General features: G+C 40.1%; 16 protein-coding genes. 10 read left to right on the forward strand and 6 right to left on the reverse strand.

Annotated features, from left to right (window positions below):
- Window positions 1–15: 15 nt before the first annotated feature.
- From AOB46_RS00655 to AOB46_RS00680, 6 genes are read right to left on the reverse strand one after another with little or no spacing between them, the layout of a single operon-like run.
- Complete coding sequence (locus tag AOB46_RS00655; RefSeq protein ID WP_062696124.1) at window positions 16–804, reverse strand: hypothetical protein; 789 nt, start codon at window positions 802–804, stop codon at window positions 16–18.
- A 37-nt stretch (window positions 805–841) separates the two neighbouring features.
- Complete coding sequence (locus tag AOB46_RS00660; protein ID WP_062696125.1) at window positions 842–1,483, reverse strand: hypothetical protein; 642 nt, start codon at window positions 1,481–1,483, stop codon at window positions 842–844.
- Window positions 1,484–1,485: 2 nt separating this feature from the next.
- Window positions 1,486–1,758 carry a DUF3408 domain-containing protein gene (locus AOB46_RS00665; protein ID WP_082376987.1) on the reverse strand — a complete coding sequence of 91 codons (273 nt, stop codon included), beginning with the start codon at window positions 1,756–1,758 and terminating at the stop codon, window positions 1,486–1,488.
- An 11-nt stretch (window positions 1,759–1,769) separates the two neighbouring features.
- On the reverse strand, window positions 1,770–2,042 hold the full coding sequence (locus tag AOB46_RS00670; RefSeq protein WP_062696126.1) for a DUF3408 domain-containing protein: 273 nt from the start codon (window positions 2,040–2,042) through the stop codon (window positions 1,770–1,772).
- A gap of 11 nt (window positions 2,043–2,053) precedes the next feature.
- The gene (locus AOB46_RS00675; protein ID WP_062696127.1) at window positions 2,054–2,515 is read right to left on the reverse strand and encodes a DUF3408 domain-containing protein; all 462 of its coding nucleotides are present in this window, start codon (window positions 2,513–2,515) and stop codon (window positions 2,054–2,056) included.
- A 5-nt stretch (window positions 2,516–2,520) separates the two neighbouring features.
- Window positions 2,521–3,288 (reverse strand): ParA family protein, encoded by a 768-nt coding sequence (locus AOB46_RS00680; protein WP_062696128.1) that lies wholly within the window; start codon window positions 3,286–3,288, stop codon window positions 2,521–2,523.
- A gap of 760 nt (window positions 3,289–4,048) precedes the next feature.
- On the opposite strand from AOB46_RS00680, the gene mobA reads away from it, so the two are divergent.
- The 10 genes from mobA (at window position 4,049) to ilvA (ending at window position 16,351) form a co-directional block, all read left to right on the forward strand.
- Entirely contained in the window at window positions 4,049–4,480 is a 432-nt protein-coding gene (gene mobA / locus AOB46_RS00685; RefSeq protein WP_062696129.1) for a conjugal transfer protein MobA, read from the forward strand.
- Window positions 4,481–4,488: 8 nt separating this feature from the next.
- On the forward strand, window positions 4,489–5,775 hold the full coding sequence (gene mobB, locus AOB46_RS00690) for a conjugal transfer protein MobB (RefSeq protein WP_062696130.1): 1,287 nt from the start codon (window positions 4,489–4,491) through the stop codon (window positions 5,773–5,775).
- Between the two features lie 255 nt (window positions 5,776–6,030).
- Complete coding sequence (locus AOB46_RS00695; RefSeq protein ID WP_062696131.1) at window positions 6,031–6,399, forward strand: DoxX family protein; 369 nt, start codon at window positions 6,031–6,033, stop codon at window positions 6,397–6,399.
- Window positions 6,400–6,560: 161 nt separating this feature from the next.
- Window positions 6,561–8,555, forward strand: coding sequence for a conjugal transfer protein MobC (mobC, locus tag AOB46_RS00700; protein ID WP_062696132.1), 1,995 nt, complete (start codon window positions 6,561–6,563; stop codon window positions 8,553–8,555).
- Between the two features lie 668 nt (window positions 8,556–9,223).
- A complete protein-coding gene (locus AOB46_RS00705; protein WP_062696133.1) occupies window positions 9,224–10,114 on the forward strand; it encodes a branched-chain amino acid transaminase in 891 nt (296 codons plus the stop codon).
- Window positions 10,111–11,787 (forward strand): dihydroxy-acid dehydratase, encoded by a 1,677-nt coding sequence (ilvD, locus tag AOB46_RS00710; protein ID WP_062696134.1) that lies wholly within the window; start codon window positions 10,111–10,113, stop codon window positions 11,785–11,787. Before AOB46_RS00705 ends, ilvD begins: the two co-directional genes overlap by 4 nt.
- A gap of 7 nt (window positions 11,788–11,794) precedes the next feature.
- Window positions 11,795–13,495, forward strand: a complete 1,701-nt coding sequence (gene ilvB / locus AOB46_RS00715) for a biosynthetic-type acetolactate synthase large subunit (RefSeq protein WP_062696135.1) — start codon at window positions 11,795–11,797, stop codon at window positions 13,493–13,495.
- Between the two features lie 16 nt (window positions 13,496–13,511).
- The gene (gene ilvN, locus AOB46_RS00720) at window positions 13,512–14,042 is read left to right on the forward strand and encodes an acetolactate synthase small subunit (RefSeq protein ID WP_146343377.1); all 531 of its coding nucleotides are present in this window, start codon (window positions 13,512–13,514) and stop codon (window positions 14,040–14,042) included.
- 21 nt (window positions 14,043–14,063) lie between these two features.
- Entirely contained in the window at window positions 14,064–15,110 is a 1,047-nt protein-coding gene (ilvC, locus tag AOB46_RS00725) for a ketol-acid reductoisomerase (protein ID WP_062696136.1), read from the forward strand.
- The gene (gene ilvA / locus AOB46_RS00730) at window positions 15,107–16,351 is read left to right on the forward strand and encodes a threonine ammonia-lyase IlvA (protein ID WP_062696763.1); all 1,245 of its coding nucleotides are present in this window, start codon (window positions 15,107–15,109) and stop codon (window positions 16,349–16,351) included. Before ilvC ends, ilvA begins: the two co-directional genes overlap by 4 nt.
- Window positions 16,352–16,451: the final 100 nt, after the last annotated feature.

Below are 16,451 nucleotides of genomic sequence, written 5' to 3' on the forward strand. Positions count from 1 at the left end.
AATCGGGGCGTTATTTTACATTTTTCTGCCTTTTCGTTTATTGGTCTTTGGCTCATTGATTTGTTGTTTTTCGTTCTTTTCCTTTTGCTTCTTTTCTAATTTAAGATTGCTTTCTATTAAGCCGACAAGAAAAGTTTCTTTCCAGGGGATATGCTTTGCAGTAAAATGTATTTTAAAATTATCCTTATCAATTCCGTGATTAAGTTCAAAACCATATTTTCTATTCCAGCCAATTCTATCAAGTAATCTTTCTGACGGAAATTCCACAGCAATTAAATCTTTGGGAAGCTCTTTTATGTTTTTATAATCCGGCTCCTGAAATTCGTGTGTTGTAGGATTGTACGGAATGGTATAGGTTCTTGCCTCTAAATCGTAGTAGCTTTCAACTTTTGAAAATTTGATGCCTTTGGATAGAAAATCATCTTTCGGGCGAAGCATATTCATTCTCAAATCCACATAAAAGGTATGCCCTGCAATATCAACGGTAGGCAACACGCCTTTATTTACCCGTAAATCATAGGCTTTTTCCGGCTTTGTTGTCGTTTCCTTTTCTTCACGTATTTTAACAGCCCAATCTACATAGGCTTTGGCATCATCTATATTGTTGGGTACGGATTTTCTATACCCTGATATCTTGCTGTCATCAAGCCCAACGATATATCCGTGATTGGGAAATTCGTCAGATTTATAGACAATGATAAGATTGTCTATATCTTTACCGACCACATTATTTTTATGGCTGGCGATGGTATAATCTTTATATTCCTCGAATATATAATCCGGGTCATCTTTGGACTTAATCATATCTGTGTGTTTAGGGCATTATTTTCAGAATTACCGATTATATAAAATCGGCAATATCAAAATCACTTAAATCATTTTTCCGCAAATTGGAAGAACCGGCTTCGGTATCAGATGATGAAAGTGTGCTGTCCAAAAGCTCGGCAATCTTTCTTGAAGCACCTTGCATTGAACTTTCCAGTAGAGCAAATAATTCGGTTCCCTGTAATCTTTGAACTATATCAATCGCTGTTTCCTTTTGGGCTGGTTCCAATGTTTCTTTTTGGAGCAACACCCCCACGTTGTTTAGTTCTTCAAAGGTAACCCCCTGGGCATAACCGTCATCGCTACCGGAAGTTCTGTACCTGTTCAAATCTTCTTCTTCCTCTGCTAAATCGGGTACATTATTACTGAACACCTTATCCAATTCTTCCTGCGGAATTTGAATGCTGACGTTTTCGTTTGCGTCGTATTCGATGTCTAAATTATCTACATCTACTTCCTGTTCCGTTATTTGGCTTTCATTGGCAGTATTTGGCACTGATTGGCTTCTTACGGGCTTCGGTTGCCCCATAATATCGGGCAGTTTCGGATTGACTTTTTCCGGTTTCGGTTTTTGCTCCGACTTTCTTTTAATAACAATCTTATCCTGCAAAAGCAGGGCAATAACTATCAAAAGGCATATTACAATTACTATTTCCATCGCTAAAAAATTGGTTTATTCTGTTTGTTATAATACTCAATGATGTCTTCGCCAAATTCCTTGAAGTGATGTTCAAGAATGTTGTCTATTAAAGAGTAAAGCGTGGCTTTGTCCTCTCTCGATACCTGTACAATACGAAGCAACCGTTCGTGGTATTCGGGGCGTATGTACACTACTTTTCCGTGCCGTCCTGACGGAAAGCGGTTGATGAGGAATAAAGAGGGATAAGGGTTTTTCCGCTCTTTATTTTTCTGATTTTTTCTATTGCTGTTCATTGCTATAATTTTTAAAAAGTTGGTTTGTTTGCTTTGTCGTAAAGCTCTTTCATTTCTACCCCGAAATCATCAAAATGATGCTGAAGTAAATTCTGCAAATAATCGGCAAGGGTCAGCTTGCCACCACCAAGCATAAATACAAGCAGGGTCAGTTTCTGATGAAACTCTTTGCTGATATATACCGTTTTTCCTTTCCTTGCCATAAATTCCGTAGGTGTAAGGAATGTAGATTTGTATTGAGCCGTGCGTAAGGCTTTGTCTGTTTTTTTGTTTGTATTTTTCATAATCTGTTGCTTTAAAAAATAGGTTTAAACTTCTCATTAAAATCATCGGTAATCGCTTTCTCAAACAATTCAAAATGGTGTTCGAGGATATTGTCGAGATAAGCATACAACGGTATCTTATCTTTTCCGATAACCTGTACGATACGGGACAGGCGTTCGTGATATTCCTGCCGGATATAGATGCTCTTATCGCCCCGCTTTTCCATAGAGTGCGTATTGAGGAAACGTTCACCATAAGTGCTGTCGGTATTTTTTTTGGCTTTTGTCCGCTCTCTTTGTACAGGTTTCTCTTGTGCTTGCTCCTTAATATCTTCTCTGATGATTTCTTCTTTAATTACCTCTTTGGGAGGTTCTTTGGGAGTTTCGGCAGGAGGCTGTTGCATTCCTTCTTTGCGGACACCGCCAGCCATTAATGACATTACATATTCCTCGTCAATTTCAGGGCTGTTTCTTTTTTTATTTCCTTTTTCCATAATCGTTACAGTTCAATGGTTCTTAAAAATTCTTGCATAAATAAATCCAACTGGCAGGCAGTCATCAGCCTTTGGTCGGGCGGCAGCAAAGAAGAACGGAAAGGCGTTTTTTCCATTGCTTCGCTTTCTTTTCTGAAACGCTTGCTGTCCGTTACATAAATCTTCATCAGGGAGAAACCCAAATCCGCTATGAATTTGCCGTACAAATCATAGAGTTCCGATTTTTCACGCCTGTCCACCTGGTTCCAAAACAGATGGATGCCTTTAATGGTGCTTCCTCCGCTTTTCATAATAATATCCGTAAGAGCCTGTGTAAAGCTCAGTGTACTTTCCACGACAACCCTGTCAGCCGTGATAGGCGAAAAGATGTAATCCATTCCCATCAGGGTATGGAGTATTCCGGCAGAGTTGACCGTTCCGGGCAGGTCGAAGAAAACCACATCAAACGGAATGGTTGAGGATTTTATTAAGTTTTCGGCTTCTCCCAAAGCGGTTTCCGCTTTGCATTGCTCTATCGTGTAGGCTTTCTTGTTAATGGTCATAAACTGCCTGTGGGCAATCCGCTTAAAGTGTTCGTTTTCCTGTACTGCTTTCAAATCCCTTTCACGCATTTTCAATAAACTGTACTGTGGATAATCACAATCCAACACGGCTACATTGTAGCCCATTCGGTAATGGAGCAGACTTGCTACAAGTGCCGTAAATGTGCTTTTGCCAACGCCTCCTTTTTGAGAAGAAAAGGCAACGAACAGCGGTTTCTTTTTTGTTTCCATATCTTAAAAATTTAAAGTTTCTACTTTCTTGCAGGCATTCCATCCTGCGGACTGTCTGCCAGTCATTCGGGTTTTCATTCCGGCTTCCTTGCAGGATAGCCAGCCATCTTGCCTGAACTTGTGCTTGCCTGCCTTTCTGCGATACGGCAGGACTGCAACCATTCTCGTTTGCTATCAGTCAGGAGAGCCGTCATTCCTGTATTCCTGCAAACCTGCATTCGTTCATTCAGGAAGCCTGTCTTGTGTGATTGCCTGCCGTCAGTCTATCACGCTTGCTTTTTTGCTTTCCTGCAATCTTGCAATCTTGCTTGCAGGATTGTCTGCATTTCTGAATGCTATCTGTCCGCTCTGAATGATTGTCCGACAGCGTTCCTGCCTGAAATCTGATACAAAGAACCAATGTTATTTTCCTTGTTGTACATAGGTGGCAGTGTTTGGCGTTCAAAGGCAGTGTTTGGCACTCTGTTACACTGCAATGCTTTCAGAAAGAGGACTTTACTTTGTAAAATGAATTTTATTAATGGATTTATGCAAAATCGAATGGACAAAACGGACTTTAACAGCAACGGCATCGAGCCGTTTTTCCCTGTTAAAATCAATCCGTCCCGAAGGGCGGATTTTTGTGTTCAACAGAACACGGCAAGTTGTGTTTTGAGCATCTCGGAATGATTTCCGATGCTCAAAACAACTTGCCCTTTGCAGGGGGCAGAAAACACCTTCCGAAGTCAGGGTTTTGTATGGATTTAAAAATGGATTAGTGATGAATGATAACAACAAAAAGCAATTAAAAAAGACCGGACGTCGCCCAAAGGCAGACCCGGCGACCATACGGTACACCATTTCCTTTAATGAGCAGGAACACGCCCGCTTTCTTGCCCTTTTTGATAAATCAGGTATGCAGGTAAAGGCGCATTTTATCACGTCCTGCATCTTTGACAAGACCATAAAGACCGTTCAGATTGATAAAGGAACGGTTGATTTTTATATGCGGCTGACCTCTTTTCACAGCCAGTTCCGTTCCATCGGCGTGAACTATAACCAAATTGTAAAGCTGCTATACAAGAATTTTTCCGAGAAAAAGGCGGCTGCATTCCTGTATAAACTGGAAAAACAGACGGCTGAAATGGCAATGCTGTGTCAGAAAATTATCCAAATAAGCGAAGAATTTGAAGCCAAACACCTGAAAAAATAGCGGTAGAAATGATAGCAAAAATTGGAAGAAGCGGAAATTTATACGGGGCATTGGCGTACAATCAGCTTAAAGTGGAGAATGAAAACGGAAAGATTTTGTTTGCCAATAAGATGATTGAAACCGCCAACGGTCATTATTCTGTCGCACAATTAGCCCAGTCTTTTGCGCCTTACCTGATAGCCAACCGCAATACCGAGAAACATACCTTGCATATTTCGCTCAATCCCGACCCGAACGATAAGGTAAGCGATGATAAGTTTCGGGAAATGGCAGAACAGTATATGCGGGAAATGGGTTACAGCGAACAGCCTTTTGTCGTATTCAAACATACCGATATTGACCGCAGCCATATACACATTGTATCGGTTTGTGTAGATGAGCAGGGCAAAAAGATTTCGGACAAATTCGAGAAAATGCGGTCTATGAATGTATGCCGTGAACTGGAAATAAAACACAGGCTGATACCCGCAACGGATAAAGAGCGCAATCAAACGGATAAGGTTTTCCGTCCGGTAGATTATCGGGCAGGCGATGTAAAGAGCCAAATTGCTTCGGTCGTTCGCTACCTGCCGAACTACTACCAATATCAAACGTTGGGAGAATACAATGCCTTGCTTTCCCTGTTCAATATTACCACCGAGAAAATCGAGGGCGAATTACAGGGAAAAAAGCAGCAGGGCTTATTGTACATTCCATTGAATGAAAAAGGCGAAAGAGCAGGGCATCCGTTCAAGGCTTCGCTGTTCGGAAAGAGTGCAGGGCTTCCGGCTTTGGAATTGCATTTTGCGAAATGCAAAACCGCTTTGAAAGACAACCCTACCAAACAGACCCTAAAATCTGCCGTTACCATTGCCCTGAAATCCACAAGCGATGAACAGGCATTTAAAAAGCAGTTAGCGGAACAGGGCATTAACATAGTGGTACGCCGCAATGATACAGGGCGTATTTATGGCATCACATTTATTGACCATAATTCCAAAGCAGTTTGGAACGGTTCACGTTTGGCAACAGAACTTTCTGCCAACACCTTTAATGATTATTGGAACAATAACATCAAACCGGATATTAAAGTACCTGTTGTTTTACAACCTCAACTATCCACATCAAATGATGCGGATCTTCCTGCGGAAGAACCACACCATTTGTTCGACTTCTTAACTACGGAAAAACACGAAGATGGTTTGATTGAAGCATTGGGCGGCTTATTGCCCGAAGCCCAGGGCGAAGATTACGAAGAACAGGACTTTGCCAATAAGATGAAGAAGAAGCGTAAACGCCAAAGAGGTCAGAAGTAACTCAAACTCGTTATTCTGCATACGTTTAACAGCATTAGCTTTTTACTATCTTTGCAAACTCTACCACAAATAGAACAATCAATGGAAGATATCAATCTTTGGTTAGACCAACCCAAAAAAGGTTAATCAGTAGTTAGGAATAAAGGGTTTTGTTACACAAAATCTTTTGGAGGGCAACCTTGATTTTTCAAGGCATCTTCTTATGCTCATCCATTAACGTTTTCAACACTTATTTTAACTACATAAAGACCAAAAATGAATACAATTTTGTGGATAATACAAGCGCTTCTCGCTGTATTTTTTATTATGCCGGGTTTAGGGAAAATTACCGGAAGTAAAGAAAAACACGTCGCAGACGGACATTTAAAATCAAACAACTCTATCGTTCCAATCCGAATATTAGGAGTTCTTGAATGGTTAGGCTGTATCGGCATTATAATCCCGTGGCTTATTGGCATTGCACCGATACTAACACCAATGGCAGCAGCAGGCTTTTGTTTAATTATGATAGCAGGTATGGTTGTTCATACTAAAAAGCAAGAATACAAAATGCTCCCGATGTTGATTGTTGTTTTTATACTGTCAGCGGTTGTGGCATATTTTAGGTTCGCAGCGTTAGTATAGTAAATTGAAAAAACATCCGAACAGAAAAGGTAGCGATTTGCTACCTTTTTCATTTTATACTAATCAGCCAAACACTGCCACACAACGCCACTGGCTGCCACATTCTTAGAGCCATTCCATAGAGCCTTTAAATTCACGCCCGAACATTAAAACTTTAAATAATGCAGGGAGAAGACGATTTAAGAGGACTTGCCAAGATAATGGCTTTTATGCGAGCAGTCAGTATTCTTTTAGTGCTGATGCACCTTTATTGGTTCTGCTACGGTTTCTTTTTAGAACGTGGTTGGACGTTAGAAGTAATCAACAAAATATTAGGCAATTTCGACCGAACGGCGGGTTTGTTTTCACATACCATATATACCAAAGTATTTGCTTTGGTTTTGTTGGCTTTGAGTTGCTTAGGCACAAAGGGTGTGAAGAATGAAAAGATAACCTGGTCTAAAATTTACGTGGCTTTGGGCTTTGGTTTTGTGTTGTTCTTTCTGAACACACCGTTGTTAAAGCTATCTCCGGTAACAGGCACATTTCTGTATATACTTTCTATCTCGTTAGGTTATATCGCTTTAATGATGGCGGGTGTATGGATGAGCCGATTGCTCCGAACCAATCTGATGGACGATGTTTTCAATAATGAGAATGAGAGCTTTCAGCAGGAAACAAAGCTGATGGAAAACGAGTATTCAGTTAACCTGCCCACCAAATTTTACTACAAAGGCAAATGGAACAACGGTTGGATAAACATTGTCAATCCTTTCAGGGCATCCATCGTGTTGGGTACACCGGGTTCAGGAAAATCTTATGCTATCGTAAATAACTACATCAAACAGCAGATAGAGAAAGGCTTTAGTATGTACATCTACGATTTCAAGTTTGACGACCTTTCCACCATTGCCTACAACCACTTACTAAAGCATCGGGATAAGTACAAGGTACAGCCGAAATTTTACGTGATAAATTTCGATGACCCACGCAAGAGCCACCGATGTAATCCACTCAATCCCGACTTTATGACCGACATTTCTGATGCTTACGAAGCAGCCTATACCATAATGCTAAACCTCAATAGGTCGTGGATACAGAAGCAAGGCGATTTCTTTGTGGAAAGCCCAATTATTTTACTTGCAGCTATAATTTGGTATCTAAAAATCTACGAGGATGGCAAGTATTGCACCTTTCCACACGCTATTGAACTGCTGAATAAAAAGTATTCGGACGTGTTCACGATTTTAACCTCATACCCCGATTTGGAAAACTATTTATCTCCCTTTATGGATGCTTGGCAAGGTGGCGCACAAGACCAGTTACAAGGTCAGATAGCATCAGCAAAAATTCCGTTGTCAAGAATGATTAGCCCCCAATTGTACTGGGTAATGACAGGCGATGATTTTACACTCGACATCAATAACCCAAAAGAACCTAAAATTTTGTGCGTGGGTAATAACCCCGACCGTCAAAATATCTACTCCGCAGCATTGGGTTTATACAATTCAAGGATTGTAAAGCTGATTAATAAAAAGGGACAGCTAAAGAGTTCGGTTATCATAGATGAGTTACCAACAATCTATTTCAGGGGACTGGATAACCTTATCGCAACGGCGAGAAGTAATAAGGTAGCAGTATGTTTGGGCTTTCAGGATTTTTCACAATTAACGAGGGATTACGGCGATAAAGAGAGCAAGGTAATACAAAATACTGTTGGTAATATATTCAGTGGTCAGGTAGTTGGTGAAACGGCAAAAAGCCTATCGGAGCGTTTTGGAAAAGTATTACAGAAACGCCAAAGTATGACCATTAACCGCAACGATAAATCTACCTCTATCTCCACACAGTTAGATAGTCTTATTCCGGCTTCTAAAATTTCGACACTTACACAGGGCTTGTTTGTTGGTTCTGTATCTGATAATTTTGATGAACGTATTGAGCAAAAAATATTTCACGCTGAAATTGTAGTGGATAATGAAAAGGTAGCTACCGAAACCGAAGCCTATCAAAAGATACCGCAAATCTTGTCTTTTGTAAATGAGCAGGGTGAGGATAAAATGAAGCAGGAAATTGAGAGTAATTACAAGCAGATAAAATCAGACATCCTGAATGTTGTTAAAAACGAAATTGAACGCATTAAGAATGACCCAAACTTACAGCATTTGGTTCAATAGAAGCACAATTTAACAAGACATGACAGAAATATCTTAAAGACAAACACTGGCACGGAAAAATTTTAGCTAACCCAAATTTGACACATTTGATTTTTGTTGAAATGTCTTATTAACAATTAAAAGACATAAGTGTCAATTAATCGTGTGAATCATAAAGACATATAAAAATAGATATGGTATAAAATAAATCTGTTAATACTTCGCATTTTGTAAATGACATCAGATCAACTAACACCCATCTTACAATGTGCTATTTTCTCCAATGTATCCGGCACATAGAAATTTCAAATTAAAAAATCATAAAAAATTTGTGGGTTTAAAAATTACGAGCTAAATTTGCACCTGAAAACAGAAAAAAATGTACAATTCAATTATTATTTCTTCTATTATTATTGCGGGTGTGATTTCACATTCCGGGGAGGAATAATTTTGATATCATCTAAAAGATATATTTGAAAGCCTCCCGAGAAATCAGGAGGCTTTTTTTTTCGAACAAACAATTTAGAATGCAACAAAAAATGAATTTTTATAACAACACTATTATTATCAGCATTATTATTAGCTCGCCACCGTGAGAGATGCTGCTGTATGCCAAATTGTAAGCCTTTCTCATTTCGGGAAAGGCTTTTTTTTAAAAATCAATTATCAACTCAATAAAAAATATAAAAATGTATTCAAACAACGAAACAGTCCTTTTTTTGGACAGAAAATTTGTAAAAGCAAACGAATCTACCACCGATTTGTACAGTCAAACGCTTCATTATGGCTATGGTGCATTTGAAGGTATTCGCTCCTACGACACCAAAAATGGAACTAAAGTATTTAAAGCAGAAGAACATTATGAACGCTTGAAAAAATCCTGCGAATTGGTAAAAATTCCTTTCGATTATTCTGTTCAGGAGTTAGTTGAAGCCACTTACGAGTTACTGAAAAAAAACAATTTAAAAAATGCTTACATCCGGCCATTGGTATATTGCGGACAAAATATGAGTTTGTCTAAACCTACCAGCGTTTCGGTGATGATTGCCGCTTGGGACTGGGGTGCGTATTTAGGCGATAAATTACTACGATTAACCGTTTCCTCCTATTGCCGTCCACACCCAAAATCTATCCACATTGAAGCGAAGGTCTGCGGGCATTATGTCAATTCTATCCTGGCAACCAACGAAGCAAAAGACAATGCGTTCGATGAAGCCCTGCTTTTAGATAGCGATGGATTTTTAGCCGAAGGTCCTGGAGCAAATTTGTTCTTTGAAAAAGACGGAAAATTGTTTACTCCCCAATTGGGAAACATCCTTCCGGGGATCACCAGAGCCACTGTTTTGGAGCTAGCCGAACAATTGGGATTGGAAGTGCAACAAGGAAAATTTTACAAAGAAGATCTTTTTCAAGCCGATAGTGCTTTTTACTGTGGTACAGCTGCCGAAGTAGTGGGTATAGAATCGGTAGACACTTATCAATTTCCAAAAAGCTGGAATGAATCCTTGGGTAAGAAACTTCAAGACGCTTATTCACTTTTGGTAAGAGAACCTTTAAAACAACTCCATTTAAACTCATGAACACACTCAACAAATACAGCAAAACCATCACACAAGATGAAACCCAACCTGCGGCACAAGCCATGCTTTACGCAATAGGCTTAACCGAAGACGATATGCAAAAAGCACAAGTGGGAATTGTGAGCATGGGTTACGAAGGAAATCCTTGCAACATGCATCTCAACGGTTTGGCGAAAGAAGTAAAATCCGGGGTGCAACAAGAAGATTTGGTAGGATTGATATTTAACACCATTGGCGTGAGTGATGGCATATCGAACGGAACAGACGGAATGCGTTTTTCTTTGGTGTCCAGAGATGTGATTGCCGATTCGATAGAAACTGTGGTGAGTGCTCAATGGTATGATGCGGTATTGGCAGTAGTAGGTTGCGATAAAAATATGCCCGGTTCCATCATCGCTATGGGGAGATTGAACCGACCTGCAATCATGGTGTATGGCGGAACCATCCATTCCGGGAAATGGAAAGGAGAATCGCTTAACATTGTTTCTGCATTTGAAGCTTTAGGTAAAAAATTCGGCAACACCATTTCCGATGAAGATTACAAAGGGGTAATCAAAAACGCATGTCCCGGTGCGGGTGCTTGTGGCGGTATGTACACTGCAAATACCATGGCTTCGGCTATTGAAGCTTTGGGAATGAGTTTGCCTTACAGCTCTTCTAATCCTGCAATGAGCGAAGCGAAAAAATCGGAATGTTTTAATACCGGAAAAGCCATCAAGCTATTGTTGGAAAAAGACATTAAACCTAAAGACATTATGACCCGAAAGGCCTTTGAAAATGCCATGACCATGGTAACAGTTTTGGGCGGCTCTACCAATGCAGTTATGCACTTGATAGCGATGGCACATTCGGTGGATTTGGAATTGACTTTAGATGATTTCCAAAAAGTAAGTAACCGTGTTCCGGTGTTGGCAGATTTAAAACCGAGCGGAAAATACCTTATGGAAGATTTGCACGAAGTAGGCGGTGTTCCGGCAGTGATGAAGTATTTGTTGAAACACCATTTATTACATGGAGATTGTTTAACCGTAACAGGGAAAACCATTGCGGAAAATCTGGAAGCCGTGGAAGATTTAACCGAAGGTCAGGATGTATTTCTTCCGTTGGAAAATCCGGTGAAAGCAAACGGACATCTGCAAATGATCTACGGAAATTTAGCCATCGAAGGAAGTGTGGCAAAAATAAGCGGTAAAGAAGGTGATTATTTTGAAGGAACAGCTAAAGTTTTTGATGATGAATATGCGGTGATTGATGGGGTAAGAAACGGAGAAGTAAAACCCGGTAATGTGGTTGTAATCCGTTATTGCGGACCAAAAGGCGGGCCGGGAATGCCCGAAATGCTCAAACCAACTTCAGCAATTATGGGTGCAGGATTGGGAAATTCAGTGGCTTTAATTACCGATGGTAGATTTTCGGGCGGTACGCATGGTTTTGTGGTAGGACACATCACGCCGGAAGCTTTTGTAGGTGGCACCATTGCCTTGGTAAATGATGGCGATTTGATTGCGATAGATGCTAAAAATAATACCATCAATTTAAAAGTATCTGAACAGGAATTGGAAAAACGAAAAGCAGCATGGAAACAGCCTCCATTGAAAGCAAATAAAGGAGTTTTGTACAAATATGCACAAGGTGTTTCCAGTGCTTCATTGGGTTGTGTAACCGATAAATAATTATAAGATGAAAACAACAGAATTAAAAACAACCGGTGCAGAAGCGGTAATACAAAGTCTGAGAGCTGAAGGTGTAAAAACAATATTTGGTTATCCGGGTGGAGCGATCATGCCCATTTACGATGCTTTGTTTCATCATTTTGAAGAACTAAACCACATCTTGACAAGACACGAGCAAGGTGCTATTCATGCAGCCCAAGGCTATGCCAGAACTTCAGGTAAAACTGGGGTTGTATTTGCCACTTCAGGTCCTGGAGCCACCAATTTAATTACAGGTTTAGCTGATGCTTTGATAGATTCTACACCATTAGTTTGCATCACTGGACAGGTAGCTTCTCATCTCTTGGGAACAGATGCTTTTCAGGAAACCGATGTCATGGGAATTTCCATGCCGGTAACTAAATGGAATTGTCAGGTAACCCATGCAGCAGATATCGCACCCACTTTAGCCAAAGCATTTTACATCGCTTCGTCCGGTCGTCCGGGACCTGTTTTGGTGGATATTACTAAAGATGCACAGTTTGAAAAACTAGATTTCTCTTACGAAAAGTGTACTTCGGTTAGAAGTTATCAGCCTAAGCCAAAATTGAATGTAGATCAAGTGCAAGCAGCCGCAAATTTATTGAACAAGGCAAAAAAACCTTTGATGATTGTCGGGCAAGGAATTATGCTTTCCAATGCAGAAGAAGAACTGTTGGCTTTTGCCGCGAAAATGGGTATTCCGGTAGCTTCTACGCTTTTGGGATTAGGAGCTTTTCCAAGTCATCACCCTTTATTTGTGGGAATGGTAGGGATGCATGGCAATTATGCCCCCAATGTAAAAACCAATGAGTGCGATGTATTGCTTGCCGTGGGAATGCGTTTTGACGACCGTGTTACAGGCGATGTTTCACGCTATGCTACACAAGCAAAAGTGGTTCATATTGATATAGATACTGCTGAAATTAATAAAATCATAAAAGCCGATGCATCTGTTGTAGCCGATGCCAAAGAAGCATTAGCCGTTTTAACGAATTTGGTAGAAAAACAAACGCATCAAAATTGGCTGGATGAATTTCATCAAGCAAAGCAGAATGAATTAAAGGTGCTTTCAAAAAATAGAGAAAAGGAATTTTCAGATGAACTGAGAATGGATTTGGTGATTGATTTACTTTCACAAAAAACCAACGGTAATGCAATCGTTGTAACCGATGTGGGGCAGCATCAAATGATGGCAGCACAGTTCTATCAGTACAACCAAACCAAAAGTAATGTTACATCTGGCGGATTGGGAACGATGGGTTTTGCACTTCCGGCCGCTATTGGAGCAAAAATGGCAAATCCAAAAAAGCAAGTGGTAGCCATCATTGGAGATGGTGGTTTTCAAATGACCTTGCAGGAATTGGGAACCATGATGCAAAATAATATCGGGGTGAAAATCATCATCTTTAACAATGGTTATTTGGGAATGGTGCGACAATGGCAACAAATGTTCTTTGAAAAAAGATATTCGTTTACCGACATTCAAAGCCCTGATTTTGTGGCTTTAGCAGCTTCCTACAACATCAAAGGTCAAAAAGTTGAAAGCCAGAAAGACTTGAACCACGCACTAGACCAACTTTTAAACTCAGAAAATGCGTACCTGCTGGAAGTGAAAGTTGCCAGAGAAGACAATGTTTTTCCGATGGTGCCAACAGGGGCTTCGGTTGCTGAAATAAGATTACAATAATTATAAAACGGATAAAATGGAAACAATGAACCAAACATTTACCGTATCCATATTTACGGAAAACACAATCGGAATGCTCAACCGCATCACCATCATATTTACAAGACGACATCTGAATATCGACAGCATCACCGCTTCTGAAACAGAGGTTAAAAATGTACACCGATACACCATCGTTTTGAGAACAAGCAGGGAACAAATTGACAAAGTTGTTGGACAAATCGACAAATTAATTGATGTACTGAAGGCTTTTGTACACGAAGATGATGAAGTAGTACATCAGGAAATCGCACTGTACAAAATCAAAACAACAGAACTTAAGTCTAATAATGTAGAGCATGTGGTGAGAGAAAATAGTGCAAAAGTGCTCACTGTAGATCCCGATTTTATCATCATTGAAAAAACAGGGCATAAAGCAGAAACTCAGCTTTTATTTGAAAAACTGAAACCTTTCGGGATTTTGGAATTCGCCCGTTCGGGAAGAGTGGCAGTTACCAAACCCATGAAAGAATTAAGCACTTATTTAAAAGAATTAGAACGCAATTAATAACAAATAATACAATATAAAATGGCACAATTAAATTTTGGCGGCGTCATGGAAAATGTCGTAACACGAGAAGAGTTTTCACTGGAGAAAGCAAGGGAAATATTAAAAAACGAAACCGTAGCCGTCATCGGATATGGCGTGCAAGGTCCAGGACAAGCACTGAATTTAAAAGACAATGGTGTAAAAGTGATTGTAGGACAACGAAAAGGAACTAAAAGTTGGGACAAAGCACTTGCTGATGGCTGGGTAGAAAACGAAACCCTTTTCGAAGTGGAAACCGCTTGTGCAAAAGGTACTTTACTCATGAATTTATTGTCTGATGCCGGACAAATACAAGCATGGCAAACGATGAAAAAACACCTAACAACCGGAAAATCCCTGTATTTCTCACATGGTTTTGGGGTTACTTTTCATGAGAAAACGGGTATTGTGCCACCTAAAGATGTAGATGTGCTTTTGGTAGCACCCAAAGGTTCGGGAACCTCATTAAGAACATTATTTTTAAAAGGGCAAGGTTTAAATTCCAGTTATGCCGTTTTTCAAAATGCGACAGGTAAAGCCGAAGAAAAAGCATTGGCATTGGGCATCGCTATCGGTTCGGGCTATTTGTTTGAAACCACATTTCAAAAAGAAGTGTACAGCGATTTGACTGGTGAAAGAGGGGTTTTGATGGGAGCCATCGCAGGGGTTTTTGAGGCTCAATATCATGTACTTCGTCAGCGAGGACACTCACCAAGTGAAGCCTTCAACGAAACCGTAGAAGAACTCACCCAAAGCTTGATGCCTTTAGTAGCTGAAAACGGAATGGATTGGATGTTTGCCAACTGCAGTACCACCGCACAACGAGGTGCTTTGGATTGGAAAGGCAAATTCAGAGAAGCTACTACACCAGTTTTTAATGAATTATATGATGATGTGCTATCAGGTAAAGAGGCAGCTATCGTTATCGAAGCCAACAGCAAGCCAGATTACAGAGAAAAACTGAATGCAGAACTCCAAGAAATACAACAAAGTGAGTTATGGCAAACGGGAATGCAAGTACGAAAATTAAGACCTCAAACCAAATGATACATTTAGAAAAAATACAAGAGGCAGCCGAAAACCTAAAAGATGTGGCGGTGCATACGCCTCTTGTAAAAAACGAAAACCTGAGCGAACGATTTGCTGCTCAGGTTTATTTGAAACGGGAAGATTTACAACCGGTGCGATCCTACAAATTGCGTGGAGCGTATCATAAAATCAGTTCACTTTCAGAAGAGGATATAAAATTAGGCGTTGTATGTGCAAGTGCAGGAAATCATGCTCAGGGAGTGGCTTTTGCCTGTAGAAAACTGAATATAAAAGCGGTGATTTATATGCCTATTACCACACCTGCCCAAAAAATAAAGCAGGTAAAACTCTTTGGGAAGGAAAATGTAGAAGTAGTTTTGAAAGGCGATACTTTTGACGATGCCTACGACGAAGCCCTACTTTTCAGCCAAAAGAACAAGGTCGTTTTTATACATCCATTTGATGATGAGCGGGTTATTGCCGGGCAAGGAACCATAGGTTTGGAAATTTTGGAAGACCGTAAAAATAAAATCGACTTTTTATTTTTTCCAATCGGGGGTGGCGGATTGGCGGCAGGTGTAGCTTCTGTATTTAAGCAATTAAGTCCCGAAACCAAGCTTATCGGTGTAGAACCACAGGGAGCAGCCTCAATGAAAACATCGTTGAAAAACGGTAAAAACACTGCATTGACGGATATTGATAAATTTGTAGATGGGGCCGCCGTAAAACGAGTAGGCGACAAAACCTTTGACATCTGTCAACATTCGTTAGATGACATCGTTTTAGTGCCGGAAGGGAAAGTTTGTACCACGATTTTGCAATTGTATAATGAAGAAGCCATTGTGGTAGAACCTGCTGGCGCATTGAGCATTGCAGCACTGGATGGGTATAAGGACCAAATCAAAGGTAAAAATGTCGTGTGCATTGTTAGCGGCAGCAACAATGACATTACAAGAATGGAAGAAATAAAAGAACGGTCTTTGATGTTTGAAGGGTTGAAGCATTATTTCATCATCAACTTTCCGCAACGCCCGGGTGCGTTAAAAGAATTTGTAAATAATGTTTTGGGCGAAAATGATGACATTACTTATTTTCAGTTCACGAAAAAGAATAACCGCGAAGAAGGTCCTGCCGTGGTGGGTGTCGAATTAAAATACACCTTGGATTTAGAAGTGATGGAACAAAAAATGAAAACAAAAAAAATCAACTATCAGCATCTGAACGAGCAGAAAGAATTGTTTACGCATTTGATTTTTTAAAAATAAGGAGTGGTTGCAAATCGAACCACTCCTTTGAATTTTGGGATTTGTTTAGTTTAATCAAAACCAAAAATTGCTAACTGTAATCGTGAGAAATCTC

The sequence above is a fragment of the Chryseobacterium indologenes genome, assembly GCF_001295265.1.
Classification (GTDB): Bacteria; Bacteroidota; Bacteroidia; order Flavobacteriales; family Weeksellaceae; genus Chryseobacterium; species Chryseobacterium indologenes_A.

What these genes read in the sequence shown, in the direction of transcription:
- mobC (WP_062696132.1), top strand. Translation starts at nt 6,561, where the DNA reads ATGCAGGGAGAAGACGATTTAAGAGGACTTGCCAAGATAATGGCTTTT.
- AOB46_RS00680 (WP_062696128.1), bottom strand. Translation starts at nt 3,288, where the DNA reads ATGGAAACAAAAAAGAAACCGCTGTTCGTTGCCTTTTCTTCTCAAAAA.
- AOB46_RS00660 (WP_062696125.1), bottom strand. Translation starts at nt 1,483, where the DNA reads ATGGAAATAGTAATTGTAATATGCCTTTTGATAGTTATTGCCCTGCTT.
- ilvB (WP_062696135.1), top strand. Translation starts at nt 11,795, where the DNA reads ATGAAAACAACAGAATTAAAAACAACCGGTGCAGAAGCGGTAATACAA.
- AOB46_RS00695 (WP_062696131.1), top strand. Translation starts at nt 6,031, where the DNA reads ATGAATACAATTTTGTGGATAATACAAGCGCTTCTCGCTGTATTTTTT.
- mobB (WP_062696130.1), top strand. Translation starts at nt 4,489, where the DNA reads ATGATAGCAAAAATTGGAAGAAGCGGAAATTTATACGGGGCATTGGCG.
- ilvA (WP_062696763.1), top strand. Translation starts at nt 15,107, where the DNA reads ATGATACATTTAGAAAAAATACAAGAGGCAGCCGAAAACCTAAAAGAT.
- ilvC (WP_062696136.1), top strand. Translation starts at nt 14,064, where the DNA reads ATGGCACAATTAAATTTTGGCGGCGTCATGGAAAATGTCGTAACACGA.
- AOB46_RS00670 (WP_062696126.1), bottom strand. Translation starts at nt 2,042, where the DNA reads ATGAAAAATACAAACAAAAAAACAGACAAAGCCTTACGCACGGCTCAA.
- AOB46_RS00675 (WP_062696127.1), bottom strand. Translation starts at nt 2,515, where the DNA reads ATGGAAAAAGGAAATAAAAAAAGAAACAGCCCTGAAATTGACGAGGAA.
- ilvN (WP_146343377.1), top strand. Translation starts at nt 13,512, where the DNA reads ATGGAAACAATGAACCAAACATTTACCGTATCCATATTTACGGAAAAC.
- AOB46_RS00705 (WP_062696133.1), top strand. Translation starts at nt 9,224, where the DNA reads ATGTATTCAAACAACGAAACAGTCCTTTTTTTGGACAGAAAATTTGTA.
- AOB46_RS00665 (WP_082376987.1), bottom strand. Translation starts at nt 1,758, where the DNA reads ATGAACAGCAATAGAAAAAATCAGAAAAATAAAGAGCGGAAAAACCCT.
- mobA (WP_062696129.1), top strand. Translation starts at nt 4,049, where the DNA reads ATGAATGATAACAACAAAAAGCAATTAAAAAAGACCGGACGTCGCCCA.
- AOB46_RS00655 (WP_062696124.1), bottom strand. Translation starts at nt 804, where the DNA reads ATGATTAAGTCCAAAGATGACCCGGATTATATATTCGAGGAATATAAA.
- ilvD (WP_062696134.1), top strand. Translation starts at nt 10,111, where the DNA reads ATGAACACACTCAACAAATACAGCAAAACCATCACACAAGATGAAACC.